The sequence below is a fragment of the Kribbella sp. VKM Ac-2568 genome (genome assembly GCF_004345365.1).
GTDB classification, from domain to species: Bacteria; Actinomycetota; Actinomycetes; order Propionibacteriales; family Kribbellaceae; genus Kribbella; species Kribbella orskensis.
Genome location: NZ_SLVF01000004.1, coordinates 599,263 through 625,974 on the forward strand (window position 1 = coordinate 599,263; position 26,712 = coordinate 625,974).

The following is a 26,712-nucleotide window of genomic DNA, read 5'->3' on the forward strand; positions in this document are numbered from 1 at the left end:
AGCCTCCTTGTAACAACTGCAAAGAGTCACAGTCTCTCATACCACAACGGGGTCGTGAGCATCGTGCGGCGAGTCACGGTCTGGCTTACAGTGTTTCGGCGCAGTCCTGATGAGCAAAATTAGTTCTAGTCAGCGATGTGCTGTCTGCCCCCCTGTGCCCGCTTCCCTGGCGGACACAAGACCGCGACCGCTGATCGGAGGTGACGTACTATGTTCGGTGACGTCTGGGACTGGTGATCCTTCTGGCATGGAGGGGCATGACATGACGTGGCGCCCACGTGCCAGGGCCCTATGGCTTGTTGTCGCGTTGACAGCAGCCCTTGCCATCGCCACGTTGGTCTTCGCCCTGTTTGAGGTCCAGAACGGTCTCGTGGTGGCGGGACTGTGTCTGGTTGCTCTGATCGCGAGTTCGTTGCGCTCGGTCCACACCCAGCGACAGATCGAACTCGTCTCGGTGGTCCTTGTCGCCGTGTACGTGATCGCGGGCCCGGCGGCAGCCGTCATCGTCGCGGCAGTCGCCTCCCTGATTCAGGCGCCGGCGCCCAAGATCAAACTCATCTTCAACAGCGCCCAGCGCGTCCTGTCCGCTGCCGGTGCTGCGGTCGCCTATGCGGCGCTGGACGGCCCGGTGGGGACAGAGGTCTTCGACCGGGTACCCGACGCGCTCATCGCGACCACCGCGGCCAGCATCGTGCTGCAGATGGTCAACGCACTGCTGGTATCGATGGTCCTCATCCTCGAACGCGGGCCGGGCGGTGTCGGGGAGTTCTTCCGGCACGTGGTGCGCACCACCGCGATCCCGGTCCTGGGCTACGGTCTGCTGGGCCTGTCGATGGCTGTGGTGTGGCTCGGCGGCCTGAACATCTTCGCGGGTGTGCTGATCCTCGGCCCGCTGGTCCTCGCCCGGTGGGCACTGTCGCAGTACGAGGCGGAGAAGACCGCGCAGGCCGCGACCATGCGAGCTTTCATCCAGGTGATCGAGACCAAGGATCTTTACACCCGCGGTCATTCCGAGCGGGTCAGTGAAGGAGTCGGAATGCTGGGCCGCCAGCTCCAGCTCAGCGACGAGCGGCAGAGCGCGCTCGAGCATGCCGGCCTGCTGCACGACGTCGGCAAGGTGGGCGTGCCGACCAGCATCATCCGCAAGCCGGGGCGCCTGGACGACGCGGAGATGGACGCGATCCGGCTGCACCCCGCACGAGGCGTCGAGCTGATCGGCAACATTCCCTTCCTCGAGGAAGTGAAGTCGGCGGTGCTGCACCACCACGAGAAGTACGACGGCACTGGCTATCCGGCCGGTCTGGCCGGCAAGAACATCCCGTACTTCGCCCGCATCATCGGCATTGTCGACGCCTTCGACTGTCTGACCTCGACCCGTTCGTACCGGCCCGCCCGGGAGGTGGACGAGACCCTGGCGATCCTGGTCCAGGACCGCTACACCCACTTCGATCCTGAGCTGGTCGACGCGTTCGTGCAGGTGATCCGGGCCAAGGGCTGGAAGGCCGCCGTCGATCAGCCGGCACCGGACGGCAACGTGCAGGCCAACGTCGATCACGACGACCTGAGCCTCGGCAGTGGTGGCGGCGCCTCTGGTTCAGCGGCGGGTCCGATCGCTTGATGAACGAATCCAGCCAGAGCTACCAGGTCAGGGTCTCGGGTAGCGGTGTTGCCATCGTTCTCGCCGCGGCCACCCTCGGCCTGGCCGCACTGATCCTGACGATCGAGCGCGGCCTCACCGGCTGGTCTTTCGCGATCACGTTCGGCGTCCTGATCGCCGTCGGCGAGATGGTCCAGTTCAGGGTGGACCGGAGTCGCAACCGAGCTCCGATCGCCACCAGCGCCGCGCTCGGCTACGCGATGCTGCGGGGGCCCGAGGTCGGCGTACCGCCCGATGTCGCGCAGGTGGTTGCCGTTGTCGCCATTGCCACCATCGCCGGCCTCGTTCCTCGTGTGGTGGCGGGACTTCGCTGGGAGGTGGTGATCTCGGCCCGCCGGGTTCTGTCGGTGGCCGCCGCCACAGCCGCCTTCTCCGCGGTGATTCCGAACGACATGGAGTGGGACGGCACGTGGTCCCACGCGCTGCCGCTCACCGCCGCGATGTTCCTGGCTGTGCTCACCGCCGGGATCAGCGATGCGCTGGTCGGCGCGGGGCAGGCGACCGAGGCTTTCAACAGACCATTTCCGGCCGCTCTGCGCGATGAGCTGGTGGTGCTGGCCCGGATCGGGCTGGGCATGGGTATCAGCGGGGTGCTGCTGGCCTCTTGCACCTCGCTGCTCGGCCTGTGGGCGCCGCCGCTGATCATTGTGCCGTTGTTGCTGACGCAGTTCGCGTTCCGCCGGTTCGCGTCGGCGCAGCGGACCTACCGGGCCACCGTGCGGTCGATGGCCCGCAGTACGGAGATCGCCGGGTTCAGCAGTCCGGGGCAGAACGCGCGGACGGCTCAGCTGGCCATTGCCATAGGCAACGATCTGGGACTGACGCCGGCGCGGATGGAGGCGTTGGAGTATGCGGCCTTGCTGTCCGGGGTGGGGCAGTTGGCGTTGGCGGATCCCAGTCCTGGTGGGGCCTCCCTGTTGCGGAACAGGGAGGAGCGGCAGCAGGCGGCCGAGATAGGGGCCTCGATCATCGAGCGGTCCGGGGTGCTGGACCACGTCGCGGAGATCGTGCGGCACTCGAACGATCCGTACCGGCAGGGCCGGGCCAACAACTCCGACATCCCGGTGGAAAGCGGGATCGTCAATGTGGCGCTGGCGTATGAGCAGCTTGTCGGTGAAGGTGGCGGGCAGAGCGCGGGGAAGGCGATGGAGAGCATCGGGCTGGGGATCGGGGCGGAGTACGACCCTGTGGTGGTCGAGTCACTGCGGCGCGTTGTCGGGCGCGGTTTTCGCTTCTAGGGCGGACCAGGTGGGTGGTTCTTCCACCGGGACCCGGCCGGTGCCGCCCATGCCGGCGTAGAGGAGCAGGCCGGCGCCCGCGGCGATCAGTACGTCGCCCGGGCTGACCGCCTGACCGATTCCCGGCAGCACGACCGGTACTACGTCGCCGAGCCAGGGGAGCAGGGTCTGTACTCCGGACAGCTCGTGGCGCGGGTCTTCCACGAGGCCGTCGAGGCCGGCGCGTTCCAGAGCCGCTACCGACACGGGCATCGCGCCGTTCAGGGCGACGACCAGCGCGTTGGCGCCGAAGCCCACGGCCAGCAGCGTGACGCCGGGACGCAACATGTTGAGTCGGAGGAAGACACCGATGCAGAGGGCTGACCCGAGCAGCCCGACGGGGTAGGCGATTCCGCCCGTCACAGAGCCGAGGAGCTGCCCTGTGGCGGCCGCGGCGAGCCAGTGGACTCCGGTGAGGGTGTTGGCTGCCAGGCGGGTGAAGCGGCCACCAGTCAGCAGCGCCGCGACGGCGGCGAGCAGCATGACGAGGAAGACCAGCAACATCTTGGCGATTCTGCCGCGCCGATCGCCGCATCCCCCGAATCCCGAAACTCCCCAGCGTGTCGACATAACCGCAATCCGTAGCGGCAGATCGACAAAGCACCGCGGCCCCTCTCCCCGGCGTACCGGAGGGAGGGGCCGCGAGAAGCCGTGCGGTCAGGACTTGGCCGGAGCCGCACCACCCTCGTCGAGGAGCTCGGAGAGGTCCTTGACGCCCGGATCGCCCGCGTCGGCCAGGTAGTCCGTCGAGTGCGTCGCATCCTCTCCAGAGGGCACGTTGAGCGCCCGCAGGATCAGCGTCAGCACGATCGTCACGATCAGGTTGATCCCGAACGCGGTCAGGCCGATGTAGACCTGGGTCTCGGTGAACGGGATGTTCGCCAGCGACCCACCGAAGTGCTTCTTGGTCGCCGGGTTGATCACGTTGTACGCCGAGATCGTGCCGAACACCATCGCCACCGCCCAGCCGGCCAGCAGCGCCCAGCGGTGGAACCACCGGGTGAACAGACCGACCACGATCGCCGGGAACGTCTGCAGGATCCAGATGCCGCCCAGCAGTTGCAGGTTGAGCGAGATCGTCTTGTCCATCCCGAGCACGAAGACGAGCGCACCGAACTTCACCAGCAGCGACGCGAGCTTCGAGACCTTGGCCTCCTGTGCCGGAGTGGCGTCCTTCTTCAGGAAGTCGCGGTAGATGTTGCGGGTGAACAGGTTCGCCGCGGCGATCGACATGATCGCGGCCGGGACCAGCGCGCCCACCGCGATCGCGGCGAAGGCGATGCCGGCGAACCAGGCCGGGAACTCCTGGTCGAACAGCCGCGGGATCGCCAGCTGCGGGTTCGCCAGTCCGTCCAGGCCCTTCACGTTGACGTTCGCCTTGATCGCCATGAAGCCGAGCAGCGCGAGCAACCCGAGCAGCAACGAGTACGCCGGCAGGATCGCGGCGTTCCGCCGTACGACGTTGCGGTTCTTCGTCGAGAGCACGGCGGTGACGGAGTGCGGGTACATGAACAGCGCCAGCGCGGAACCGAGCGCCAGCGTCCAGTACGCCGAGTAGCCCGCCTCGCCCGGGATGAACGACCCGGTGGGCTTCCCGGTGGCCGGGTTGGTCGTCTCCATCTTCGTCTTCGCGGCGTCGAAGATGCTGTCCCAGCCGCCGAGCTGGCCCGGCAGGTAGAGGATCGCGGCCGCGATGACGAGGTAGATCAGCCCGTCCTTGACGAAGGCGATCATCGCGGGCGCGCGCAGACCGGACGAGTACGTGTACGCCGCCAGGACGGCGAACGCGATCAGCAGCGGCAGGTCCTTGGCCAGGGTGTTGTCGCCACCGAGGCCCATCGTCTCGAAGACGGCCTGCATGCCGACCAGCTGCAGCGCGATGTACGGCATCGTCGCCAGGATGCCGGTCACCGCGACCGCCAGCGAGAGCCCGCGGCTGCCGTAACGGCCGCCGACGAAGTCCGCCGGGGTCACGTAGCCGTTGCGGTGCGAGACCGACCAGAGCCGGGACATGAAGATGAAGATGATCGGGTAGACCACGATCGTGTACGGCACCGCGAAGAAGCCGCTGATCGCGCCGGTTGCGTACATCGCTGCCGGCACCGCGACGAACGTGTACGCCGTGTAGAGGTCGCCACCCAGCAGGAACCAGGTGACGAAGGTGCCGAAGCCCCGGCCACCCAGACCCCACTCGTCGAGGCTGTCGAGCTCACCGGTGCGGCGCCAGCGAGCGGCCATGAAGCCCATCACCGTGACCGCGGCGAAGATGACGATGACGATGATCAGCTGAACCCAGTCGACGTCGTTCACAGCTCAGCCTCCTTGTCCGCAGCGCCGTCGAGCCCCTGGGCCGCCCGGCGTTTCCGTTCCACGCTCATCACCAGCCGGTACGAGATGCTCACCGTCGCAGCGGAGATGAACACCCAGAACAGCTGGTACCAGTAGAAGAAGGGAAACCCCCACAATCGGGGTTCGTCCTTGGCGTAGGTGGAGACTAGAAGTGGTACGACGATCGACAACGCCAGCAGAACACCGGCTATCCAGTACGCGGGCTTGACCGCGGACAGCTTGGACACAGCAACCTCCTCGGGACACAGGCGCAACGGTGAACGCTACCGCTCAGCCACGCACAGCGACTAGACCTCCGTCGACTAGAACTTCAGGGTGGGCCATGGACACAGCAGGAGCATGGCAAGTCCGGCGAGTCGTCCTATCCGTCCTGTTCCTGCTGGTCGTTGCTCTGCCGCTCTATCCCGAGCTCTACGGGCTGGACGAGGTCACCCCGTTCACCCAGCTGGTCGCATTCCGGCCGCAGGTGCTGGTGCTCGTCCTGCTGGTCGGGCTGGGGATGCTGTTGCGCTGGAACTGGCGGATCGCCGCCGTGCTGACCATCCTGCTGGCCGTCACCGGTGCAGTACTGACCGCGCCGAGGAACCTCTCCGACCCGAAGCCGCCACCGCCGGGGACCCGGGAGCTGACGATCATGGTGGCGAACGTGCTCGGCGGGGGAGCGGATGCCGGTGAGGTCGCGAAGATCATCCGGCTCCGGCAGCCCGACCTGGTGTCGTTGCCCGAGGCACAGGCCGACGTACGGCAGGAGATCGAGTCACACCTGCAGGGCCTGCACTACCGCGGCTACACCCAGCAGGCGAACTCCGCGGTGGAGAGCGCGACCAGCGTGCTGGTGTCGGACTCGCTCGGCGACGTCGAGTTCCGGTCCGAGACGCTCGACCCCAGCAGGGTCAGCGCGCAGCAGCCCGGTACGACGGACACCGCGCAGACGACCACCCAGTTCGGCCACGTGATCGTCAGCGGCGGCAGTCTCGGCAAGCTCCGGCTGATCGCGTACCACGGCTACCCGCCGCTGCCGTCCGAGGTGACCACCTGGAAGCAGGACCTGCAGGTGGTGAAGCGCTGGTGTGCCGCGGGTCAGCCGACGATCGTGGCCGGCGACTTCAACGCGACCACCGATCACGCAGACTTCCGTAGCGCGCTCGGGGCCGACTGCAAGAGCGTGGCGCCGTCGGTGGGAGCCGGTCTGCAGGGGACCTGGCCGGCGGATCGCCCGGCGTTGTTCCGGACCCAGATCGACCACGTGCTCGTCACGGACGGGATCACCCCGGGCAGGTTCAAGACGTACGAGATCGAGGGCAGCGACCACCGGGCCGCGGTCGCCAACGTTGCCGTGCCCAAGGACGAGTGACCCACAGATCTAGGTCTGGTTGGCCGCCGGGCGGTAGATGTACGGCTGGGAGGACCGGACGGCCTCGGTGAGCATCAGCAGCATGTCGGCGCGGGCCTCGATCGGCCGGCCGAACAGCTCGTCGTCGCCGGGGATCGGGAAGCCCTTCACCCCGATCGCGAGCTGGCTCAGCAGCACGTGCAGGACACCGCGGGCGTTGAAGACCGACGGGGTCGGCCACTCCGGCAGCGTCTCGTGCATCAGCGGCTGCTGCGCCGCGGTCGCCGCGATCGGCTTCAGCCAGCGCTCGAGCTCGTCGCTTGTCAGCATGTTGCGGTGCAGGATCGTCATCACCGCGTGCGCGACCCGGTCGTGCTCCTCGTGCACCCAGCGGTACTGCGTGTCCTTCACGATCCGGTCGGCGAGCACGTCCAGCAGCGCCCGCAGTACGCCGGCATCACAGTGACGGGAGCGAGCCAGCGCGCCGATCGCGTCCGCGCCATGCGCCACGGCATGGGCCCAGCCGCAGTCCGCGACGTAGCCCCGCAGGTCGCGTTCGCGCAGCAGCCAGGTGGCCAGCCGGTCGCCCCAGCGCATCACCACCTCGTCGTGCACCAGGAACTCGGCGTTGTCGCGGTGGATCACCTCCGCGAGCGTGAGCGCGGTGAAGGAGCGGCGGAACACCGTGTCGGTGCCGTCCTCCCCGAGCCCGTAGGCGAGTCCGGCGCAGAGACCGTCACCGAAACCGGGCAGCAGGTCGTCGTAGATCCCGCGCTCGAGCCAGGTGGCGAGCGTCGGATAGGCCAGCGCGTCCCGCACCTGCGGGTTCGTACTGGCCAGGCCACGGACAAGCTCCTCGGTGAGGTCGGTCAGCGCACGGTCGCGCGGTACCGCGTAGTCCGCGGCCATCACGTCCTGCCAGTACGTCGACTCCACCGATGCATCCTTTCACTTGGACCTGCTCAATCAACACCCATCCGCGAGATCTGTCGAGCCTGCTGCCCGGACCGGGCTCGCCCTGTGCCCTAGGCTCGACCTCGTGCCGTCCTTGACCGATGTGGCGCGGAACCACACGACGCTGGACCAGGCAGACCTGGACCGGCTGCAACTGCTGGTGTCCGACTGGCAGATGCTGGCCGATCTGTCCTTCGCCGACCTGGTGCTCTGGTTGCCCGACACCGAGGGGCTCGGGTTCTGGGCCGGGGCGCAGATGCGCCCGACCACGGGACCCACGGCGTACCTGGACGACATCGTCGGCAGCTTCATCCCGCGCGACCGCCGGCCGCTGCTGGACCAGGCGTACGACGGCGGCAGGATCTGCCGCGAGGGCGACCCCGAGTGGCGCGACGACGTCCCGGTCCGGGTCGAGACGATCCCGGTACGCCGGGGCACCCGGGTGATCGCCGTGATCGCCAGGAACACCAACCTGCTGGGGGTCCGGACCCCGTCCCGGCTCGAGATCGCCTACCTGCAGAGCGCCACCGACCTGGCCCGGATGATCACCGACGGCATCTTCCCGTACGGCGGCGAACGCCTGCTGTCGACGACTCCCCGGGTGGGGGACGGCTGCATCCGGGTCGATCGGCACGGCATGGTGACGTTCGCCAGCCCGAACGCGCTGTCCGCGTACCGCCGGATGGGGCTCGTCACCGACCTGGTCGGCAGCCGGCTGAAGGAGATCACCGCCGAGCTGATCCACAGCGGCCGCAAGGTGGACGACGTGCTCGCCTCGGTGCTCACCGGCCGGGCGGCCAAGGAGCTCGAGATCGAGAATCCCGAGGCCACCTTGTTCCTGCGGGCGATCCCGCTGCGGGCCGACGGCGAACACGTGGGCGCGCTGATCCTGCTCCGCGACGTGACGGAGCTGCGGAGCCGGGAGCGGGAACTGGTCACCAAGGAGGCGACCATCCGGGAGATTCATCATCGCGTCAAGAACAACTTGCAGACCGTCGCCGCGTTACTCCGGATGCAGGGCCGGAGGATCACCGTGCCGGAAGCCCAGGCCGCGCTGGCCGAGGCCGTCCGCCGGGTCGGGTCGATCGCCATCGTGCACGAGACCCTGTCCGAGTCCTTCGACGAGCACGTGGACTTCGACGACGTGGCGGACCGGGTGGCGGCGATGGTGGCCGACGTGTCGACGGTGTCCACCCAGGTGGAGATCCGCCGGACCGGCAGCTTCGGCGTACTGGACTCCGAAGTGGCGACCCCGCTCGCGATGGTGCTGACCGAGCTGATGCAGAACTCCGTCGAGCACGCGTTCAGCACGCGGGCAGGTGGAGACGCGTCGGGCAAGATCGAACTGGCCGCCCAACGCTCGGTCGGGCGGTTGCGGGTGGTGGTCACCGATGACGGCAAGGGGCTTCCGGAGAACTTCGACTCCGAGACGTCCGGCAACCTCGGCCTGTCGATCGTGCGCACCCTGGTGATCGGTGAGCTCGACGGGGTGCTGGAGTTCCACCCACGCCACGACGGGCCCGGAACGACGGTCGTGCTCGACGTTCCGGTGAAGGAGTGAGCCGGGTCGTTATCCCTGAACAGCCGTGGGTCCTTGTCCACAGTTCTTCAGATACAACGCGGTGCCCGGGGTCGAACTGGCAATCGAAAGGCCCCGCGGATCCCGCGGGGCCTGCGTCGTGGTCAGCTCAGGCGGTACGGATGCGAGCGCGGGCGTTGCGGCGCTTGAGAGCGCGTCGCTCGTCCTCGCTCAGGCCACCCCAGACACCGTGGTCCTGGCCGGCTTCCAGTGCCCAGGCAAGGCACTGCTCACGCACGTCGCAGCGACGGCACACCTGCTTGGCCTCCTCGATCTGCATGATCGCGGGCCCGGTGTTACCGATGGGGAAGAACAGTTCCGGGTCCTCATCGAGGCAAACGGCCCGGTGGCGCCAATCCATGGCGGATCCCATCTCTCTCAGTAGTTTGTCTGCGCTGATGGTGGTCTGTGCCCAATCAGCGCGCCTGTACTCGCACGGGGGTGGTGCGAAGCGTTGTGAACGTTTTCACGAACGTCTCCATGTTCCCAATCTCGGGTTAGCGAAACAAGGGTTCTGGACTTGTCGATCCGATCACAACACTTCCTTAACACTACGAACCGGTGCACAGCGGTTCACCGCGTCCGCAATACGGACGGGCTGACCTTCCAGCTATCACCAGTTCACTGCAAGTAACCGATCGAACGGCCCTGGGGTTACGCAAAACCTCGAATCCCTGTGGGGCTGAAGTTCTCCGACCCTGATGGGTGCCGGGGGCAGAGGTCGTCGTCCCCATGCGCCCACCGTCCACTGCCGATGGCCCTCAACACAAGGGGAGAAGGAGCCCACCCAGCCAGGACGGCTTACTGCTCGTGTCCTGCTCCAGGTACCCGCACGGATACCTGGAGCAGGACACTAGGCTTGCGGTTGTGCCGACCGAATCCACGCCGTCCACCGCTCCGCGCCCGCTCAAGCTAGCCTCGGCTGTGGTCGCTGGGGAAGGGCTCGTGGTCGCCGTTCTCGGAATTGTCGAAGGTATAACGATCAGCGACGAGAGGCTCACTCTCGGACTGACCACCGCCGTCTTCCTCCTCCTGTACGGCGGGGCGCTGCTGCTGGTGGCTCGTGGGCTGTTCCGGACGTCCACCTGGAGCCGTGGGCCGGCCGTGTTCGCCCAGCTGATCCAGCTGGGCGTCGCCTGGAGCTTCTGGGGCGGTTCCACCACCGCCGTCTCCGTCGTACTTGGGATCGCTGCGGTCGTCGTACTGGTGGCGCTGTTCCAGAAGGTGTCGATGGAGGCCCTGGTCGACGATCCGACCAAGGACCACCCCGTCCTCTAAGGGACTACTCCTTCAGCAGACCCGCGCGGAGCTCGGTGAGGGTGCGGGCGAGCAGGCGGGACACGTGCATCTGCGAGATGCCGATCTCGTCGGCGATCTGGGACTGCGTCATGCCGCGGAAGAACCGCAGCGTCAGGATGCGCTTCTCCCGGGTGTCCAGCTGGGCAAGCAAGGGTTTGAGCGACTCGCGGTACTCCACGCTCTCCAGCGCCTCGTCCTCGCCGCCGAGCCCGTCCAGCACGGTGGTGGCGTCCGCCTCGTTCTGGTCCGGTGCGTCCAGCGACAGCGTGTTGTAGGCGTTCGCGGACTCCAGGCCCTCGATCACCAGGTCGGGGGACAGGCCCAGCCGGTCGGACAGCTCGGCGACGGTGGGTGCCCGGCCGCGTTCCTGGGTCAGCTCCGCGGTCGCCGCGGTCAGCGAGAGCCGGAGCTCCTGCAGCCGGCGGGGGACCCGGATCGCCCAGCCCTTGTCCCGGAAGTACCGCTTGATCTCACCGAGGATCGTCGGGGTCGCGTAGGTGGAGAACTCCACCCCGCGGTCGGAGTCGAACCGGTCGACCGCCTTGATCAGGCCGATCGTGGCGACCTGGACGAGGTCGTCGTACGGCTCGCCGCGGTTGCGGAAGCGGCGGGCCAGGTGTTCCACCAGCGGCATGTGCAGCGAGACCAGGCCGTCGCGGGCCAGGATGTGCGCGGGATCGCCCTGGGTCGCGGACGCCATGGCTTGGAAGAGTGTGGCAGTGCGGGTGCGTAGGTCAGGTTCCTGGGGCTCGGCCAGGGGTCGTTCGTCGGTCACGCCTTCTCCGAGGCGGTGGCGGACGCCGACACGGTGATCGTGAGCCGCCCGTCGACGGTCTCGGCCGCGACGGACTCCACCAGTGCGGTCAGCACGGTCCAGCCGAAGGACGTGGTGTCCGGCTTCCACCCGTTCGGCACGACGGCCGACGTACGGACGGTCAGCTGCGGCGGGTCGATCGCGAAGACCAGTTCGAGCACGCCGTCGGCGGCCTGCGGGAGCAGCAGCGCGCAAGCCTCGTCCACCGCGATCCGCAGATCGTCGATCGCGTCCACGGTGAAGTCGTTGCGGGCCGCGAGATTGCCGACCACCGACCGCGGGACCGCGATGTAGGCGCTGTCCGCGGGAATGCTGAGGTGAACCTCGGCGGGTCGTCCGGTGCTGCTCACAGTGCTGTGCCTCCCTGGCGGGCTGATCTCCTGGGCTGTGGTCGGCCCACCGCCTACATCTTCCACCGTGCGGCCGTTCTCTGCACAGTCACAACGGCTGGGGCCGGTCCCGCCCAGCGGAACCGGCCCCGGATTCGAGGAATCGCCCGTCCTACGTCGGTTCGACGTGGGTCGGGTTGAGCACCCGGGCGAGGAAGTTGCGGGTGCGGTTGTGCTGCGGGTTGCCGATCACCTCGGCCGGCGGGCCCTGCTCGACGATGACGCCGGCGTCCATGAAGACGACCCGGTCCGCGACCTCGCGGGCGAAGGCCATCTCGTGGGTGACCACGAGCATCGTCATCCCGTCCAGGGCGAGCTTGCGCATCACCGTCAGGACATCGCCGACGAGTTCGGGGTCGAGCGCCGAGGTCGGCTCGTCGAACAGCATCAGCTGCGGGTCCATCGACAGCGCCCGGGCGATCGCGACCCGCTGCTGCTGTCCGCCGGACAACTGCATCGGGTAGGCGAGCACCTTGTCGTTCAGGCCGACCCGGTCCAGATTGGCCCGGGCGATCTTCTCGGCCTCGGCCGAGCCACGCTTCAGCACCGTCGTCTGGGCGACCGTGCAGTTGGCCAGCACGTTGAGGTGTGGGAACAGGTTGAACTGCTGGAACACCATGCCGATCTGGGAGCGGGCGGCGTCCAGGTGACAGTCCCGGTCGGTGATGTCCTCGCCGCGGACGATCACCTGGCCCTCCTCCGGGACCTCCAGCAGATTGACGCAGCGCAGCAGCGTGGACTTGCCCGAGCCGGACGGCCCGATCACGCAGACCACCTCGCGCTGCTCGACGGTGAAGTCGATACCGCGCAGGACGTGGTTGGTGCCGAACGACTTGTGCAGGTTCTTGATCTCCACCAGTGCCATCAGCGCGCCCTCGCAGCCTTCGCCTCGAGCCGGCGGACCAGGATGCCCAGCGGCAGGGTGATGATCAGGTAGCAGAAGCCGGCGGTGACCAGCGGGGTCAGGTTGGCGTAGGTGTTCGCCAGGTCCCGGCCGAACCCGGTCAGCTCGTACGCCTCGGCGCTGGTGCCGATGATGAACACCAGCGACGAGTCCTTCACCAGCAGGATCAGGTCGTTCGTCAACGGCGGCAGCACGATCCGGAACGCCTGTGGCAGCACGATCTTCCGGGTCGCCAGGCCGAACGGCATGCCGAGCGAGCGGGCCGCCTCGATCTGCCCCTTCGGAACCGCCTGGATGCCGGCCCGGATCACCTCGGCCATGTACGCCGCGGCGACGATGCCCAGCGCGAGCCAGACCACGCCGTACGGGTCGAGCGGGATCGTCAGACCCTCGAACGCCAGCGGCAGCAGGCTGAACGCGATGAACACCACGATGGCCGGCAGGCCTCGGAAGAACTCGATGTAGGCGGTCGCGATCCACCGGTACGGGCCGACGCTGGACAGCCGCATCAGCGCCAGCAGGGTGCCGCCGAGCAGGCCGATCACGAAAGCGCCGGCGGTGTACTCCAGCGTCTTCACCAGGGCCTGCATCAGACCGTCCTCGAAGGCGGCCTTGATGTACTGCGGCTTGAAGAAGACGCTGACGATCTGAGCCCAGTCGGCCGTGAAGGCCGCCACCAGGACTAGTGCAATCAGGATCGCGTACTGGATCCAGCGGGAGCGCTGAGCCCGCTGCCGCGGGCTCAGCCCCTTCCGCTCAACGGTGTCGATCGGTGCGCTCACTTCTTAGGCTCAACCCCGAACCACTTCTTGTAGATCTCGTTGTACTTGCCGTCGGACTGGGCCGAGGTGAGCAGCGTGTTGAACTTCTCCACCAACTTCGGGCCGCTGCCGTCCTTGAGCGCGCCGAAGCCGTACTGCTCGCCGGTGTTGAACTCGGCCGCGACGGCGGTGTCCGGGTTCTCCTTGACGAAGTCGTAGAGCACGCCGTTGTCGTTGATGCCGGCGTCGACGCGACCCGACTTGACGTTGTTCTCCTGCAGCGCGAGGTCGTTGAAGACGACGACCGTGAAGCCGATCTTCTTGGCCTGCTCGTCGGCGAAGTCCTTACCGGTGGTGTCGGCCTGGACCCCGACCTTCTTGCCCTTCAGGTCCTCGAGCGACTTGTAGGGGGCGTCCTTCTTCACCAGCAGCACCTGGGTGGCGTCCATGTACGGCGCGGTGATGCTGATCGCGGCCTGCCGGGCCGGCGTGATCGTCATCGCGCCCATGCCCATGTCGCACTTCTTCGCCTGGAAGGCGGCGCCCGAGGTGACCTGGGCCCACTCGATGTTGACGACCTCCTGCTCCAGGCCGAGGTCCTTGGCGAGCAGGTCGAGCAGGTCCACGTCGAAGCCGACGACCTTGTTGCCGTCCTTGTACTGGAACGGCTTGTACGGCAGGTGCGTGCAGACGGTGAGCTTGCCGGACTTGACCAGCGTGATGCCGGCCGCCGCGGCCTTGTCCTCGCCTCCTCCGCCACTGCTCGATTCGTCGCTGCCGCACGCGGAAAGGACGAGAGCGAACACGGCGACCGACGCGGCGGCGGCCATGACCTTACTCTTGCGGAGGGTGGGGACGATGTTCATCGCTAGGACTCCTCGACACTTGTACTGGAACTCCGGTCCAGACGTTACCGGCCCGGAATGACCGCATCCTGACACAGCAGGCAGGTGCCTGTCGGCTGGTAACGGTCGCCGAGACTCGATCGTCACCGTCCCGCCGCATCCGCGGGCCCTGTGAAGACCTTGTGGGGGTGCTCACAGAGCAGACCAGTGCCGCCTGTGGTTTACTCGTAGCCACGGGTGACCCCCGAGTGGCAATGGCGGTGCTCGACGCACCCGATCGAACCGCCCCAGCCCCCACTTCCCTGTAACCGCTTGCCCACCCTTCGTGGTGGGCCGCTCTGCTTTTGTCTCCGCTCCGCTGTTCATCGAAGGGTCACCATGGTTGCCGAAGCCTTCCCGTCCGACTCCGTCTCCGACCCGTACGCCGGTGATCCGGTGTTCGACCTGCACGTCGGTGGCAAGATCGAGGTCACCTCGGCGGTGCACGTCACCAACGCCGACGAGTTGTCGATGGCCTACACCCCCGGCGTCGCCCGGGTCTGTACCGCGATCGCCGAGGACCCGTCGCTGGTCCGCAAGTACACCTGGAAGTCCAACGTGGTCGCCGTCGTCACCGACGGCACCGCGGTACTCGGACTCGGCGACATCGGGCCGGCCGCGTCGTTGCCGGTGATGGAGGGCAAAGCCCTTCTCTTCAAGGAGTTCGGCGGCGTCGACTCGGTGCCGATCGCGCTGGACTGCACCGACGTGGACGAGTTCGTCGAGACCGTCGTCCGGCTGGCCCCGACCTTCGGCGGCATCAACCTGGAGGACATCTCGGCGCCGCGCTGCTTCGAGATCGAGCGCAAGCTGAAGGAACGCCTCGACATCCCGGTCTTCCACGACGACCAGCACGGTACGGCGGTCGTCGTACTGGCGGCGCTTCGCAACGCCCTCCGACTCACCGGACAGAATGGAATTAGCAGGGCCATCGAGGACATCCGGGTGGTCATCTCGGGCGCGGGTGCGGCCGGGGTGGCGTGTGCGCGGATCCTCTTGCAGGCAGGCGTCGGCGACCTGGCCGTTGTCGACAGCAAGGGTGTTCTGTCGGAGGACCGGGCCGATCTCAACCCGGTGAAGCTGTCGCTGGCCAAGGACACGAACACGGGCGGTCTGTCCGGCCGACTGGTGGACGCGCTCGACGGCGCCGATGTGTTCCTCGGCGTCTCCGGCGGCACAGTGCCCGAGGAGGCCGTCGCGCGGATGGCGCCCGGGGCGATGATCTTCGCGCTGGCGAACCCGAACCCTGAGGTCCACCCGGACATCGCCCACCGGCACGCCGCGGTGGTCGCCACCGGTCGTTCCGACTTCCCGAACCAGATCAACAACGTGCTCGCGTTCCCGGGCATCTTCCGCGGCGCCTTCGACGTGAACGCCTCCCGCATCACCGAAGGCATGAAGCTCGCCGCCGCCGAAGCCCTCGCCGCGCTGATCTCCGACGACGACCTCCGCCCGGACTACGTCATCCCCTCGCCGTTCGACCCCCGGGTCGCCCCGGCCGTGGCCGCCGCCGTCGCCGATGCCGCCCGCCAGGACGGCGTAGCCCGCGGCTGACCCGCAGAGCAACCAGTACGCCCGGTACGCCGCGTCCCCTGCGCCCGACGTACCGGCGTACTGGTCTCCGCCTTCCGACCAACCCCGCGCTCGGACCCGCCGCCCCTCGAGGGTTGACCCCTGGGAGTGGGGGTAGCCCCCCGAGATTCTGGGCGGGCAACCCTGCGTTTGAGGGGTGGTCCCCTCAAACGCCGGCGATCTGCTGCCGTCCGGCCCGAGGGGGCTCACCGCGGGGGTTGTGGGTTGTGCCCCCGGGCGTTCGAGGGGTAACCCACAACACGAGTGGGTAACCCTCTCGAATCGCGCGGGATGTGGGTTGGGTGAGCGGCGGTGGGATGCGGCGAGTGCCAGTGGCGGGTTCTACGACCGCTGGCGACTTGTTGGGCGTCAGTGGCCGAACAACCTGCTATCGAGTGCCCCGGGGACCCACTTTGTGCGCCGGTTGAGTGTGCGGGTCGCGGGGATCTGCTCAGCTGGTGCACAAGGTGCCGGTTTCGGGGGTCCCGCTTCCCCTCCGGGCAAAGGAACACCCCGACCTTCCGGGCGAGGCAGCTCCCCGAACGTCTGGGCAAGCAACTCCCCGAGCGTCTGGGTGGAGGAGCTCCCCGGCCGTTGTCGCCACACCTCCCAGCGGCTCCGGGATAGCTGCGTTCCTTCCCTGGTCGGGGTGGTGTGGGTCAAGAGTCGGAACTTGTTCCGATCCCGAAGGGACGCGAAGCGCTCTTGACGCACACCGGCCCGACCAGCACGGTCACGCAGCCCGGGGACGCAACCACCTCCGCCCCACTGGCGGAACTCCTCTGCTGTTGGCCGGCCAGCACCTCTGCCGATACGCGCGACTCGTGACCGGCGTACCGGCGTACCGGCCTACTGGTGTTGCGGGCGTCGGGTCGCCTAGCGTCTGGGGGATGGAGAGCAGGCGTGCGATCGAGTGGTCTGAGGCGGCTTGGCTGAACCCGCCGGAGGCGGTGCTGGCCGATGGGACCAATCTGCTGGTCACGGCGCGGAAGGGCAGCGACTTCTGGCGGACCACCAGTTACGGGTTCGTGCACGACGACGGGCATGCGCTGCTGACGGACTTCCCGCCGGAGTCGGCGCTCGAGGTCGGGTTCGTGGTCGCGTTCGACGAGTTGTACGACCAGGCCGGGCTGCTGGTCCGGGTGGACGAGGAGACCTGGGTCAAGGCCGGGATCGAGTTCACCGACGGGGTTCCGCACCTCGGCTCCGTCGTCACGCACGGCCGCTCCGACTGGTCACTCGCGCCGGTGGCCGACTGGGCGGGCCGGGAGGTGACCATCCGGGTGAGCCGGTCGGGCGACGCCCTGACGATGCGGGCGCGCTGCGAGGACGAACCCTGGCAACTGTTCCGGGTGGCGCCGCTCGATCCCGCGGCGACGGCTGCCGCCGGACCGTTCACCTGCGCGCCCACCCGGCACGGCCTGACGGTCCGCTTCACCTCCTTCGTCGTCACCACTCCCGACGAAGCCCTCCATCTCGACTGAGCCCAGGGCACTAGGGTGGAGGGCATGCTTGCTGCCTACGTTGCCGGGTTCGACGCCGAGGATCCTGTCTCCGCGCTGGAGGTGGGGGTGCGGCCGGAGCCGGTGGCGCCGGACGGGTGGGTGACCATCGACGTCAAGGCGACCGCGCTGAATCACCACGACCTGTGGTCGCTGAAGGGCGTCGGGCTGGCGGAGAAGAGCCTGCCGATGATCCTGGGCTGCGACGCCGCGGGGATCGACCCGGACGGCAACGAGGTGGTCGTGCACGCGGTGATCTCGGACCCGGCGTGGAAGGGCGACGAGACGCTCGACCCGAAGCGGTCGCTGCTGAGCGAGCGGTACCAGGGCACGCTGGCCGAGAAGGTCGTGGTGCCCGCCGGCAACGTCGTACCGAAGCCGGCCGGGCTGAGCTTCGAGGAGGCCGCGTGCCTGCCGACGGCCTGGCTCACGGCGTACCGGATGTTGTTCACCCAATCGGGGCTGAAGCCGGGTGACACCGTGCTGGTGCAGGGTGCCGGTGGCGGCGTCGCGACCTCGCTGATCACGCTGGCCCGGGCCGCGGGCATCCGGGTCTGGGCGACGAGCCGGGACGAGGGCAAGCGGGCGAAGGCCGTCGAGATCGGCGCGCACGAGGCGTTCGAGTCCGGGGCGCGGCTGCCCGAGCGCGTCGACGCTGTGATGGAGACCGTCGGCCAGGCGACCTGGTCGCACTCGCTGAAGTCGCTCAAGCAGGGCGGCACGCTGGTGATCTCCGGCGCGACCAGCGGGCAGGCGCCGAAGTCGGCCGAGCTCAACCGGATCTTCTTCCTGCAACTGCGGGTGCAGGGCTCCACAATGGGCACCCGGACCGAGCTCGCGGAGTTGGTGCGGTTCATGGCGAACGCCGGGATCAAGCCGCACATCGACACCACGCTGGCGCTGGCCGACGCCCGCAAGGGATTCGCCAAGATGCACGAGGGCGACGTGTTCGGCAAGATCGTCTTCACGGTCTGACACCGCCGATGGAACCTGTGATCCGCCGCGCCGAGGTGGCCGACGCCGAGGCCGGCGCGTGGTGCCACCTGCTGTGCTGGCGCGAGACGTACGGCGGACTGGTCGAGCCCGCGGTGCTGGCCGAGAAGACAGGTGACGTCGGGCGCCGGACGGAGAAGTGGGCCGGGGCGATCGAGGCCGGCCTGGTCCGGTGGATCGCGCTCGACCCTGATCCTTCGGTCCCGGTCGAGGACCGGGTGATCGGGTTCTCGTCGCCTGGCCCCTCACGAGATGAGGATGCGCCGACGCCGCTGGAGCTGTACGCGATCTATGTCCGGGAGAAGTGGTGGGGCAGCGGGCTCGGGTACCGGCTGCTCGACGTTGCCATCGGCAAGGAACCCGCCAGCCTGTGGGTGCTGGAGGGCAACCAGCGGGCCCGGGCGTTCTACCGCCGCCAGGGTTTCGCGGAGGACGGCGTACGGGTGGACGAGCCGTTCTTCGGCGTACCGGAGATCAGGATGGTCCGGCCCGCCGTACCGTGAGCCGGTGACAGCGGCACTGATGTGACAGTGGACCGGCGTGACGTTTCATGGCTGAAACATTGCCGTCGCACCGGGGCAACGAGGCTGGCGCAGTCTGGTCCTACCGCGGGAAACCCCCACGGTTTCGATCCGCCCGATCGATGAGGGAGCAGGAGTGCCCATGAGGCCGACCTTGACGGTGATCGCCGACCCCGCCGACCGTTGGATGATGCGGGCCGCGTGTATCGGCCAGGCGCCGGCGTACGACGAGACCGCCACCCAGTGGGAGCAGCGCAAGGCCCAGGCGATCTGCCTGACCGCGTGCCCGGTGATCGAGGAGTGCCGCGAGTGGGCCCGCCGGACCAAGTTCACCGGTACCGCCGCCGGCGAGAAGTTCCTCTCCGGCCGTCGCCGGGGCCGCCCCGGACCCCAGGAACGCCGCCGCCCCGCCGCGATCGAGGAGCAGCAGGCCAGCTAGTCACCAGACGCGAACTGCCCCCACCGGCCAAGCTGGTGGGGGCAGTTTCCGTACTGCGGGAGGCTGGCTGGCGTCTGCTGACCGTGACCGTGGACGTCAGACCCCGACCAGCTCGTCCGTCCGCTCCTCGACCTTCACGGTCCGGCGGAAGGGGGAGGTGATGGTCGCCAGCACGTACTGGCGGTTGCGGGTGAAGGCGACGATCGCCAGCGCCAGGTAGATGCCGGAGAGGACGTACCGTCCGGTCTGGCCCGGGATCGCGAACTGCACCATGAACAACCCGAGCAGCGTCCAGGCCGCCCAGCGCGGGAAGCGCAGTGTCAGCAGCACCGCGATACCGAGCAGCGTCTGGGTCGCCGTCAGCAGGAACTCCTCGACCTGCCGTCCGTCGAGTTGCAGGGCGGCCGGACCGCCGCCGAGCCCGTAGGCGATCGGCAGGCTTCCGATCAGCAGCGTCCACTGGTTCACCTTGGCGGAGATCAGCAGGCCGAGCGCGGCAGCGCCCTTGCCCCGCCAGGCGAACAGGATCGCCACGATGAACTCGGGCGCCTCGGAGGCCAGCGGAGCCAGCCACTGCACCAGCAGGAACTGGTCGATCCCCAGCGTGTGCCCGCCCTCGACCAGCGAGTCCGCGAACGGCTCGGCCGACAGCAGGATCACCCCGGCCGAGACCAGGAACATGGAGATGACGGCAGTCCGCCGCTGGACCTTCGCGAGTCCGCCGATCCGCTTGGCGGGCCCGACCAGGTCGGGCTCCTCGTCGTGCTCGGAGGCGGCCGCTCGCCAGAGGTAGTAGGCGAAGAAGGCCAGCAGGGCGATGCCGAGCAGCAGGTGGATCTCGCCGGTGATCGGGATGATGAACGCGACCACGCTGGCGACCGCCAGGAAGCCGAGCTCACGGCGGTACCCAGACTCCAGCACCAGCGCCTTCACGGTCTTCCCGCTGCGCTTGCCGGCGACGTACAGGCTGATCAGTACGACGCTGGACCAGCCGAGTCCGAGCAGGAGCCGGTTGGATCCGGTCATGTTGGCGGCGGCGTAGGCGACATACTCAGGCTGGCTGCCGGCGGTGTGCGCGAAGTAGAGGTCCACGGCGTACTCGGGGAGCACGGCGATGACCGCCAGCAGCGCGATCGCCAGGCCGCCGGAGATGTCGACCTCGGCGGCCTCGGCGGCCCAGGCCAGTACGAACGATGCCGCGACCACCCCGAGCCCGAAGACGACGATGCCGAGTGGGGCGGACAGTTCGACGCCGGCCAGTCGCAGGGCGACGGCCGGCACTGCCGCGAGGAGGCAGAGAAGCACGGGGCGGAGAGCTCTGATCACGCCGTCAAGGTTGCCACCATTTTGATACTTTCGCAATTGCGCAAGTATGAGACCGTGCTCGCCTCCGGCCAGCCGCGTGCCTGCTGACCGCCGGAGGCGTCACAATGACTCCACCCATGACCACGTCACGCCCTGAACGCGAGCCGACGAAAGCGCAGCTGGTGTCCGCCGCCGGCACGTTCGCCATGCTCTCGGCGCCTGTCCGCCTGCACCTCGTCTCCCTGGCGGCACAAGGGGAGTACGACGTGGGCACGCTGGCCGAGCGGGTCGGCGTCAGCATCGCCACCGCGAGCCAGCACCTCGGCAAGCTGCGACTGGCCGGCATCATCACGGCCCGCCGCGAGGGCCGCCGGCACATCTACACCGTCGACGACCCGCACGTGCTCAACCTGGTCGACCAGATCTTCGAGCACATCGCCCCCGACGGCTCACTAGCCCCCGACCCACCTCTCCGCCGCCGCCCGCCCCGCGCTGAGTAGCCACCCGGCCGCCTGTCGCCGGGCCCCTGTACCTCACCCGGCCGACCTCGCGCCGACCGCTGGCCGGCTAGAGACTTGTGCCGGTTAGAGGATGTGGCGGAGGTAGCGCTCGGGGGCTGCCAGGTAGGCCTGCCAGTTCTGGACGAGCTCGAGCTCCGCCCAGGTGGTAGGGCGGATGCCCCACTCGCCGATCTCGATGATGGCGGCGCCGGGCAGCGAGCAGACGACGGGGGAGTGGGTCGCGCAGAGCACCTGAGCACCGCCGGCCGCCAGTTCGTTCAGTACGCCGACCAGGGCGAGGCTCGACGAGAACGACAAGGCTGACTCGGGCTCGTCCAGGCAGTACAACCCGGGGCTGTCGAACCGGCTCCTCAGCACCTCCAGGAACCCTTCGCCGTGGCTGAGCTCGTGGAACTTCGGGTCGTAGGGTCCTGGGTTGTTCTCCAGGTACGTGTAGTAGCCGTGCATCGTCTCGGCGCGCAGGAAGAATCCCCAGCGGGAGGCACCGGCTCCGCGGGTCAACAGGAGCTCGCCGGACAACGGCGACTCGGAGGCGCGGGTGGTCAGCCGGGCGCCGGTGGAACCGCCCTCGGGTGACATGCCGAAAGCGATCGCGATCGCCTCGACCAGGGTGGACTTGCCGGTGCCGTTCTCGCCGACCAGGAAGGTGACGCCGGGGTCGAGGTCCAGGCCGTCGGTCAGGAGTTGGCGGATCGCGGGAATGGTGTGCGGCCAGGTCCCGGACGGACGAATGCCCTCCGCCGCGGCAACCCGGCGTACGGGGTGGTCGGCGAAGGGCATCTCGTCAGGCTAGACGAGGACGAGCTCAGTCGTCCTCGTCGTCCAGCCGCGCCAGCCAGGTGGCGAAGCGCTCGATCGGGGTCTCGAACTCGGGGTTCAGGTCGACGAACTCGCGCAGCCGCTCGGCCATCCAGGCCAGCGTGACGTCTTCCTCGCCACGCCGGCCCTCGAGCTCCTCGATCCCTCGGTCGGTGAAGTACACGTCAGCTGAAGGCCTGCTTCATCAGCGTCGCCAGCTCGGTGACGTGCACGTTGTGCGAGCCGACCGACGGCGCGGACATGGCCGGCCGGGACACCCGGTAGAACGGCTTGCCGCCCAGGTGCTCGGTCAGGTTCAGCGCCATGAACGGCCACGGACCCTGGTTCGCCGGCTCGTCCTGCACCCAGCGGATCTCCTGCAGGTTCGGGTACTTGGCCAGCTCGGCCTTGATCTCCTCGGCGGGCAGCGGGTAGAGCTGCTCGACCCGCAGGATCACGGTGCTGATCTTGTCCGGCTCCGCCTTCTTGCGCTCGGCCAGCAGGTCGTAGCTGATCCGGCCGGAGGCCAGGATGACCCGCTCTACGGCGGCGGTGTTCTGCTCGGCCTCCGGGTCGTTCAGGACCGGGCGGAACGTGCCGCTGGTCAGCTCCTCGGGCTGCGACACCGCCGCCTTCAGCCGGAGCAGCTGCTTCGGGGTGAAGACGATCAGCGGGTTGTGCTCCTCCTGCAGCGTGTGCCGCCGCAGCAGGTGGAAGTACGACGCGGGCGTCGACGGCTGCGCCACCGTCATCGCGTTCTCGGCGCACAGCTGCATGAACCGCTCGATCCGGGCCGACGAGTGGTCCGGGCCCTGCCCTTCGTAGCCGTGCGGCAGCAGCAGCACGACACCGGACTTCTGGCCCCACTTCGCCTCACCGGCCGAGATGTACTCGTCGATGATCGACTGGGCGCCGTTGACGAAGTCGCCGAACTGGGCCTCCCAGAGGACCAGCGCCTCCGGCCGCGCCACGGAGTACCCGTACTCGAAGCCGAGTGCGGCGTACTCGCTCAGCAGCGAGTCGTAGACGTAGAAGTTCGCCTGCTCCTCGTCCAGGTGCTGCAGTGGGACGTGGTCCTGCCCGTTGATCCGGTCGATGACGGCGGCGAACCGCTGCACGAAGGTGCCGCGGCGGCTGTCCTGGCCGGCCAGCCGGACCGGACGCCCGGCCAGCAGCAGCGAGCCGAACGCGGTGATCTCCGCGCTGGCCCAGTCGACCGGGCCCTGGGTGATCGCAGCAGCCCGGCGCTGCAGCTGCGGCATCACCTTCGGGTGCGCGGTGAAGCCCTCCGGCAGCGTCGTGTACGCGTCCGCGATCTTCTTCAGCACCTCGGGGGTGGTCGCCGTGGCGTCCGGCCCGTCCGGCTTGTCCGGGTAGACCGGGACGGTCACGTACGGCGCCGGCGTGTCCGGCTGGCTCTTCGCCTCGCGGACCTCGGTGAACACCCGCTCCAGCCGTTGCTGGAAGTCGCGCATCGCCTGCTCGGCCTCTTCCACCGTGATGTCGCCACGGCCGATCAGGGCCTCGGTGTAGAGCTTGCGCACGGACCGCTTCTGCTCGATCAGGTCGTACATCAGCGGCTGGGTGAAGCTCGGGTCGTCGCCCTCGTTGTGACCGCGGCGGCGGTAGCAGACCAGGTCGATGACGACGTCCTTGTTGAACGCCTGGCGGTACTCGAAGGCCAGGTCCGCGACCCGGATGCAGGCCTCGGGGTCGTCGCCGTTCACGTGGAAGATCGGCGCCTGCACCATCCGGGCGACGTCGGTGCTGTACATCGACGAGCGGGACGAGGCCGGCGAGGTGGTGAAGCCGACCTGGTTGTTCACGATCACGTGGATCGTGCCGCCGGTCCGGTAGCCGCGCAGCTGGGACAGGTTCAGCGTCTCGGCCACCACGCCCTGGCCGGCGAAGGCCGCGTCGCCGTGGACGAGCAGCGGCAGCACCGGGAACGCGGCGCCGCGGTCGAGGAGGTCCTGCTTGGCCCGGACGATGCCCTCGAGCACCGGGTCGACGGTCTCCAGGTGGGACGGGTTCGCCGCCACCGACACCTTGATCTTGTCGCCGAACTCCGAGACGAACTCGCCCTCGGCACCCAGGTGGTACTTCACGTCACCGGAGCCCTGGACCGTCCGCGGGTCGATGTTGCCGTCGAACTCGCGGAAGATCTGGCTGTACGACTTGCCGACGATGTTGGCCAGCACGTTCAGCCGGCCGCGGTGCGCCATACCGATGGTGACCTCGTCCAGCCCGGCGCCGGCGGCCTCCTCGCAGATCTCGTCGAGCAGCGGGATGGTGGTCTCCGCGCCCTCGAGGGAGAACCGCTTCTGGCCGACGTACTTGGTCTGCAGGAAGGTCTCGAAGGCCTCGGCCTCGTTCAGCTTGGCCAGGATCCGCAGCTGCTCCTCGCGCGGCGGCTTGGTGTGCGGCCGCTCGATCCGCTCCTGCAGCCACTTGCGCTGCTCGGGGTCCTGGATGTGCATGTACTCGACGCCGACCGTGCGGCAGTACGAGTCGCGCAGGATGCCGAGGATCTCCCGCAGCTTCATGAACTTGCGGTCGGCCTGGGCGCCGAACGAGCCGGTCGCGAACTCGCGGTCCAGATCCCACAGGGTCAGGCCGTGGGTGGCGACGTCGAGGTCAGGGTGGCTGCGCTGCTTGTACTCCAGCGGGTCGGTGTCGGCCATGATGTGGCCGCGCACCCGGTAGGCGTGGATCAGCTCGAGGATGCGGGCCTGCTTGCTGATGTCCTCCTCGTGGCTGTGCGGGAGGTCGGCGGCCCAGCGGATCGGCTCGTAGGGGATCCGCAACGACTGGAAGATCTCGTCGTAGAAGCCCTCCTCGCCGAGCAGCAGCTTGTGCAGCCGGCGCAGGAACTCACCCGACTGGGCGCCCTGGATGATCCGGTGGTCGTAGGTCGAGGTCAGCGTCATCACCTTGCTGACCGCGAGCTTGGCCATCGTCTCCTCGGCCGCACCCTGGTACTCCGTCGGGTACTCCATCGCGCCGACGCCGATGATGCAGCCCTGGCCGCTCATCAGCCGCGGCACCGAGTGCTGGGTGCCGATGGTGCCGGGGTTGGTCAGGCTGATCGTGGTGCCCTGGAAGTCGGGCAGCGCGAGCTTGTTGTCCCGGGCCCGCCGGACGATGTCCTCGTAGGCCATCCAGAACTCGGCGAACGTCATCGACTCGGTCGCCTTGATCGACGGCACCAGCAACTGCCGGGTGCCGTCCGGCTTCTGCATGTCGATGGCCAGGCCGAGGTTGATGTGCTCCGGCTGGACCAGCGTCGGCTTGCCCTCGGTCTCGTCGAACGAGGCGTTCATCTCCGGCAGCGTCTTCAGCGCCTTCACCAGGGCCCAGCCGACCAGGTGGGTGAAGGAGATCTTGCCGCCGCGGGCGCGCTTGAGGTGGTTGTTGATGACGATCCGGTTGTCGATCAGCAGCTTGACCGGCACCTGGCGCACGCTGGTCGCAGTGGGGACCCCGAGGCTGGTCTCCATGTTCTGCGCGGTCCGTGCGGGTGCTCCGCGCAGGATGACCCGGTTCGCGTCCGTGCTGGTCGCCGGTGCGGGCTTGGGTTGCGCCTTGGGCGGCTGGTTCACCGTGCCTCCGGTCGGGGCACCGCTCGCCGCGGGCGCTGCTTTCGCTGTGGATGCTGCTGTCTGCGCTTGCTTGGCCGGAGCTGCCGGAGCTGCCGGAGCGGGCGCGGCCGGAGCGGGCGCGGCCGGAGCCGGTGCGGCAGCCGCGGCCTGGGCGGCCGGCTGGCTGGACGACGGCGCGGCGGCGGCGGTACCGCGGCTCGGCGCCTCGGGGGTCTTGTTGTCTGACACCGCATCGGGCCGGGGAGCGTCGGCCGGCTTCGCCTGCTTCGCATCACCCGGGCTGTAACCCTTGAAGAAGTCCCACCACGCCGGATCCACAGACTTGGGGTCCTGGAGGTAGTTCTCGTACATCTCGTCGACCAGCCATTCGTTCGCACCGAAGGCTGCAAGGGGATTAGTTTCTGATGGCTCGGTGGCCACTTGGCAGTTCGCCTCTTCCGATCGGGTCAGATACCTGTGTTATGCGCACTGGAGTTATGGGGTGCTTCCCGAGGCAAGGCTAATAGCACGGCCACCACTTCTACAGCCCGGGATCATCGGACCAGTCGATCCAGTGGTTGGCGCGTCGGCCCTTGATCGATCGACCCCTGAAACACCGTGATGGCAGGTGTTCCAGCGATTTGCGGGCCGGTCCTGGGCCCGGTGACGCGGCCATCGGCCGGAGGAACTGCGGGACCCGTTGCAGAGGTGGGTTTCCGGGCCTGCGGGAAGGGGTGTGCGGACCCCCTTGAACGCCTGAGTGGCCACTGTATGCAGCTGCGCACTTGCAGCCCGTGATAGTCAGCTCCGCGCAATCGTGTGGTGAAGGTCACGCACCGGATCAGTCCAGTTCGCGAGAAGTGGCTCACCGGTTGACCAGTCGGCGGACAAGTTTCAGCCCGGACCAGGTGTCGTCGACCGCGCAGACTTTCACGTCCACCACCCCGAGCGGCAGGGCCACGTCGCGGACGCCGTTCTCGTCCAGGTCGGTCGCCAGCCCCGACGACCGCTTCGGCCAGGCGATCCAGATCATCCCGGCCTTCGCCGTCTTCCCGAGCAGGACCGGCAACCTCTTCGCCAGCCGCGCCCGATCCGGGCAGAAGGTCAGGATCACGTCGTACTCCGCCCGCCCGGGCCGGCTGATCACCTTGAGCCCGTCCGGGAGCCCCTCGATCACGAACCCGGCCGGCGCGTTCTCGACGACGACGGCGTGCTCGGGCTTGATGCCTAGCTTGGCGGCCAGCGGCTTGCCCGAGTATCCGGAGCTCATGCAGCGATCG

Annotated in this window: 26 protein-coding genes; 11 read left to right on the forward strand and 15 right to left on the reverse strand. The window is 68.3% G+C overall.

Annotated features, from left to right (window positions below; translation table 11 throughout):
- Positions 1-154: 154 nt before the first annotated feature.
- Positions 155-1,618 (forward strand): HD-GYP domain-containing protein, encoded by a 1,464-nt coding sequence (locus tag EV648_RS14090; protein WP_241995137.1) that lies wholly within the window; start codon positions 155-157, stop codon positions 1,616-1,618.
- Positions 1,618-2,895 (forward strand): HD-GYP domain-containing protein, encoded by a 1,278-nt coding sequence (locus EV648_RS14095; protein ID WP_132290264.1) that lies wholly within the window; start codon positions 1,618-1,620, stop codon positions 2,893-2,895. The genes EV648_RS14090 and EV648_RS14095 overlap by 1 nt, the downstream gene beginning before the upstream one ends.
- Here EV648_RS14095 and EV648_RS14100 read toward each other — a convergent pair.
- From EV648_RS14100 to EV648_RS14110, 3 genes are all read right to left on the reverse strand, one after another.
- Complete coding sequence (locus EV648_RS14100; RefSeq protein ID WP_132290267.1) at positions 2,857-3,438, reverse strand: DUF5317 family protein; 582 nt, start codon at positions 3,436-3,438, stop codon at positions 2,857-2,859. The two genes, EV648_RS14095 and EV648_RS14100, sit on opposite strands and share 39 nt — an antisense overlap.
- 153 nt (positions 3,439-3,591) lie before the next feature.
- Positions 3,592-5,244 (reverse strand): monocarboxylate uptake permease MctP, encoded by a 1,653-nt coding sequence (mctP, locus tag EV648_RS14105; RefSeq protein ID WP_132290270.1) that lies wholly within the window; start codon positions 5,242-5,244, stop codon positions 3,592-3,594.
- A complete protein-coding gene (locus tag EV648_RS14110) occupies positions 5,241-5,510 on the reverse strand; it encodes a DUF3311 domain-containing protein (RefSeq protein ID WP_132290273.1) in 270 nt (89 codons plus the stop codon). Before EV648_RS14110 ends, mctP begins: the two co-directional genes overlap by 4 nt.
- Positions 5,511-5,605: 95 nt before the next feature.
- Between EV648_RS14110 and EV648_RS14115 the strand changes: the two genes are divergently transcribed.
- The gene (locus tag EV648_RS14115) at positions 5,606-6,637 is read left to right on the forward strand and encodes an endonuclease/exonuclease/phosphatase family protein (protein ID WP_132290276.1); all 1,032 of its coding nucleotides are present in this window, start codon (positions 5,606-5,608) and stop codon (positions 6,635-6,637) included.
- 9 nt (positions 6,638-6,646) lie between these two features.
- Here the strand turns inward: EV648_RS14115 and EV648_RS14120 are convergent, their stop codons facing one another.
- Positions 6,647-7,552 carry a DUF2785 domain-containing protein gene (locus EV648_RS14120; protein ID WP_132290279.1) on the reverse strand — a complete coding sequence of 302 codons (906 nt, stop codon included), beginning with the start codon at positions 7,550-7,552 and terminating at the stop codon, positions 6,647-6,649.
- Between the two features lie 103 nt (positions 7,553-7,655).
- On the opposite strand from EV648_RS14120, the gene EV648_RS14125 reads away from it, so the two are divergent.
- Positions 7,656-9,131 carry a sensor histidine kinase gene (locus EV648_RS14125; protein ID WP_132290282.1) on the forward strand — a complete coding sequence of 492 codons (1,476 nt, stop codon included), beginning with the start codon at positions 7,656-7,658 and terminating at the stop codon, positions 9,129-9,131.
- A gap of 127 nt (positions 9,132-9,258) precedes the next feature.
- Here the strand turns inward: EV648_RS14125 and EV648_RS14130 are convergent, their stop codons facing one another.
- Positions 9,259-9,510, reverse strand: a complete 252-nt coding sequence (locus tag EV648_RS14130) for a WhiB family transcriptional regulator (protein WP_012922773.1) — start codon at positions 9,508-9,510, stop codon at positions 9,259-9,261.
- Positions 9,511-10,016: 506 nt separating this feature from the next.
- On the opposite strand from EV648_RS14130, the gene EV648_RS14135 reads away from it, so the two are divergent.
- Positions 10,017-10,427 carry a hypothetical protein gene (locus EV648_RS14135; RefSeq protein WP_132290285.1) on the forward strand — a complete coding sequence of 137 codons (411 nt, stop codon included), beginning with the start codon at positions 10,017-10,019 and terminating at the stop codon, positions 10,425-10,427.
- Positions 10,428-10,431: 4 nt separating this feature from the next.
- On the opposite strand, the gene EV648_RS14140 is transcribed toward EV648_RS14135, so the two are convergent.
- The 5 genes from EV648_RS14140 to EV648_RS14160 form a co-directional block, all read right to left on the reverse strand.
- Positions 10,432-11,148 carry an RNA polymerase sigma factor SigF gene (locus tag EV648_RS14140; protein WP_370452715.1) on the reverse strand — a complete coding sequence of 239 codons (717 nt, stop codon included), beginning with the start codon at positions 11,146-11,148 and terminating at the stop codon, positions 10,432-10,434.
- 71 nt (positions 11,149-11,219) lie between these two features.
- Positions 11,220-11,612 carry an anti-sigma regulatory factor gene (locus EV648_RS14145; RefSeq protein WP_132290291.1) on the reverse strand — a complete coding sequence of 131 codons (393 nt, stop codon included), beginning with the start codon at positions 11,610-11,612 and terminating at the stop codon, positions 11,220-11,222.
- 151 nt (positions 11,613-11,763) lie between these two features.
- Positions 11,764-12,516: an amino acid ABC transporter ATP-binding protein gene (locus EV648_RS14150; protein ID WP_132290294.1), complete on the reverse strand. Its 753-nt coding sequence runs from the start codon at positions 12,514-12,516 to the stop codon at positions 11,764-11,766.
- Positions 12,516-13,337, reverse strand: a complete 822-nt coding sequence (locus EV648_RS14155; RefSeq protein ID WP_199234591.1) for an amino acid ABC transporter permease — start codon at positions 13,335-13,337, stop codon at positions 12,516-12,518. Before EV648_RS14155 ends, EV648_RS14150 begins: the two co-directional genes overlap by 1 nt.
- On the reverse strand, positions 13,334-14,182 hold the full coding sequence (locus EV648_RS14160) for an ABC transporter substrate-binding protein (protein ID WP_132290297.1): 849 nt from the start codon (positions 14,180-14,182) through the stop codon (positions 13,334-13,336). Before EV648_RS14160 ends, EV648_RS14155 begins: the two co-directional genes overlap by 4 nt.
- Before the next feature lie 357 nt (positions 14,183-14,539).
- Between EV648_RS14160 and EV648_RS14165 the strand changes: the two genes are divergently transcribed.
- From EV648_RS14165 to EV648_RS14185, 5 genes are all read left to right on the forward strand, one after another.
- A complete protein-coding gene (locus tag EV648_RS14165) occupies positions 14,540-15,754 on the forward strand; it encodes an NADP-dependent malic enzyme (protein ID WP_132290300.1) in 1,215 nt (404 codons plus the stop codon).
- Between the two features lie 908 nt (positions 15,755-16,662).
- On the forward strand, positions 16,663-17,256 hold the full coding sequence (locus EV648_RS14170; RefSeq protein ID WP_132290303.1) for a DUF1349 domain-containing protein: 594 nt from the start codon (positions 16,663-16,665) through the stop codon (positions 17,254-17,256).
- Between the two features lie 24 nt (positions 17,257-17,280).
- Positions 17,281-18,249 (forward strand): zinc-binding dehydrogenase, encoded by a 969-nt coding sequence (locus tag EV648_RS14175; RefSeq protein ID WP_132290306.1) that lies wholly within the window; start codon positions 17,281-17,283, stop codon positions 18,247-18,249.
- Between the two features lie 8 nt (positions 18,250-18,257).
- The gene (locus tag EV648_RS14180; protein ID WP_132290309.1) at positions 18,258-18,770 is read left to right on the forward strand and encodes a GNAT family N-acetyltransferase; all 513 of its coding nucleotides are present in this window, start codon (positions 18,258-18,260) and stop codon (positions 18,768-18,770) included.
- Between the two features lie 160 nt (positions 18,771-18,930).
- Positions 18,931-19,227 carry a WhiB family transcriptional regulator gene (locus EV648_RS14185; RefSeq protein WP_132290312.1) on the forward strand — a complete coding sequence of 99 codons (297 nt, stop codon included), beginning with the start codon at positions 18,931-18,933 and terminating at the stop codon, positions 19,225-19,227.
- Between the two features lie 96 nt (positions 19,228-19,323).
- Here EV648_RS14185 and EV648_RS14190 read toward each other — a convergent pair whose 3' ends face one another.
- Positions 19,324-20,553: a sodium:proton exchanger gene (locus EV648_RS14190; RefSeq protein ID WP_241995139.1), complete on the reverse strand. Its 1,230-nt coding sequence runs from the start codon at positions 20,551-20,553 to the stop codon at positions 19,324-19,326.
- A 116-nt stretch (positions 20,554-20,669) separates the two neighbouring features.
- On the opposite strand from EV648_RS14190, the gene EV648_RS14195 reads away from it, so the two are divergent.
- On the forward strand, positions 20,670-21,032 hold the full coding sequence (locus tag EV648_RS14195) for a helix-turn-helix transcriptional regulator (protein ID WP_132290315.1): 363 nt from the start codon (positions 20,670-20,672) through the stop codon (positions 21,030-21,032).
- An 84-nt stretch (positions 21,033-21,116) separates the two neighbouring features.
- Here EV648_RS14195 and EV648_RS14200 read toward each other — a convergent pair whose 3' ends face one another.
- The 4 genes from EV648_RS14200 to EV648_RS14210 all read right to left on the reverse strand — a co-directional run bounded on the left by EV648_RS14200 (position 21,117) and on the right by EV648_RS14210 (position 26,702).
- Complete coding sequence (locus EV648_RS14200) at positions 21,117-21,833, reverse strand: AAA family ATPase (protein ID WP_132290318.1); 717 nt, start codon at positions 21,831-21,833, stop codon at positions 21,117-21,119.
- 25 nt (positions 21,834-21,858) lie between these two features.
- Positions 21,859-22,035, reverse strand: coding sequence for a DUF6104 family protein (locus EV648_RS43215; protein WP_199234592.1), 177 nt, complete (start codon positions 22,033-22,035; stop codon positions 21,859-21,861).
- A 1-nt stretch (position 22,036) separates the two neighbouring features.
- Positions 22,037-25,873, reverse strand: a complete 3,837-nt coding sequence (locus tag EV648_RS14205) for a multifunctional oxoglutarate decarboxylase/oxoglutarate dehydrogenase thiamine pyrophosphate-binding subunit/dihydrolipoyllysine-residue succinyltransferase subunit (protein WP_199234593.1) — start codon at positions 25,871-25,873, stop codon at positions 22,037-22,039.
- A 424-nt stretch (positions 25,874-26,297) separates the two neighbouring features.
- The gene (locus tag EV648_RS14210) at positions 26,298-26,702 is read right to left on the reverse strand and encodes a DUF3052 domain-containing protein (protein ID WP_132290325.1); all 405 of its coding nucleotides are present in this window, start codon (positions 26,700-26,702) and stop codon (positions 26,298-26,300) included.
- Positions 26,703-26,712 lie beyond the last annotated feature (10 nt).

Excerpts from the sequence above, each read along its gene's own strand:
- EV648_RS14095 (WP_132290264.1), top strand. The coding sequence starts at position 1,618 with ATGAACGAATCCAGCCAGAGCTACCAGGTCAGGGTCTCGGGTAGCGGT.
- EV648_RS14180 (WP_132290309.1), top strand. The coding sequence starts at position 18,258 with ATGGAACCTGTGATCCGCCGCGCCGAGGTGGCCGACGCCGAGGCCGGC.
- EV648_RS14130 (WP_012922773.1), bottom strand. The coding sequence starts at position 9,510 with ATGGATTGGCGCCACCGGGCCGTTTGCCTCGATGAGGACCCGGAACTG.
- EV648_RS14140 (WP_370452715.1), bottom strand. The coding sequence starts at position 11,148 with ATGGCGTCCGCGACCCAGGGCGATCCCGCGCACATCCTGGCCCGCGAC.
- EV648_RS14195 (WP_132290315.1), top strand. The coding sequence starts at position 20,670 with ATGACCACGTCACGCCCTGAACGCGAGCCGACGAAAGCGCAGCTGGTG.
- EV648_RS14150 (WP_132290294.1), bottom strand. The coding sequence starts at position 12,516 with ATGGCACTGGTGGAGATCAAGAACCTGCACAAGTCGTTCGGCACCAAC.
- EV648_RS14200 (WP_132290318.1), bottom strand. The coding sequence starts at position 21,833 with ATGCCCTTCGCCGACCACCCCGTACGCCGGGTTGCCGCGGCGGAGGGC.
- EV648_RS14165 (WP_132290300.1), top strand. The coding sequence starts at position 14,540 with ATGGTTGCCGAAGCCTTCCCGTCCGACTCCGTCTCCGACCCGTACGCC.
- EV648_RS14210 (WP_132290325.1), bottom strand. The coding sequence starts at position 26,702 with ATGAGCTCCGGATACTCGGGCAAGCCGCTGGCCGCCAAGCTAGGCATC.
- EV648_RS14115 (WP_132290276.1), top strand. The coding sequence starts at position 5,606 with ATGGACACAGCAGGAGCATGGCAAGTCCGGCGAGTCGTCCTATCCGTC.
- EV648_RS14100 (WP_132290267.1), bottom strand. The coding sequence starts at position 3,438 with ATGTTGCTGGTCTTCCTCGTCATGCTGCTCGCCGCCGTCGCGGCGCTG.
- EV648_RS14185 (WP_132290312.1), top strand. The coding sequence starts at position 18,931 with ATGAGGCCGACCTTGACGGTGATCGCCGACCCCGCCGACCGTTGGATG.
- EV648_RS14170 (WP_132290303.1), top strand. The coding sequence starts at position 16,663 with ATGGAGAGCAGGCGTGCGATCGAGTGGTCTGAGGCGGCTTGGCTGAAC.
- EV648_RS14160 (WP_132290297.1), bottom strand. The coding sequence starts at position 14,182 with ATGAACATCGTCCCCACCCTCCGCAAGAGTAAGGTCATGGCCGCCGCC.
- EV648_RS14175 (WP_132290306.1), top strand. The coding sequence starts at position 17,281 with ATGCTTGCTGCCTACGTTGCCGGGTTCGACGCCGAGGATCCTGTCTCC.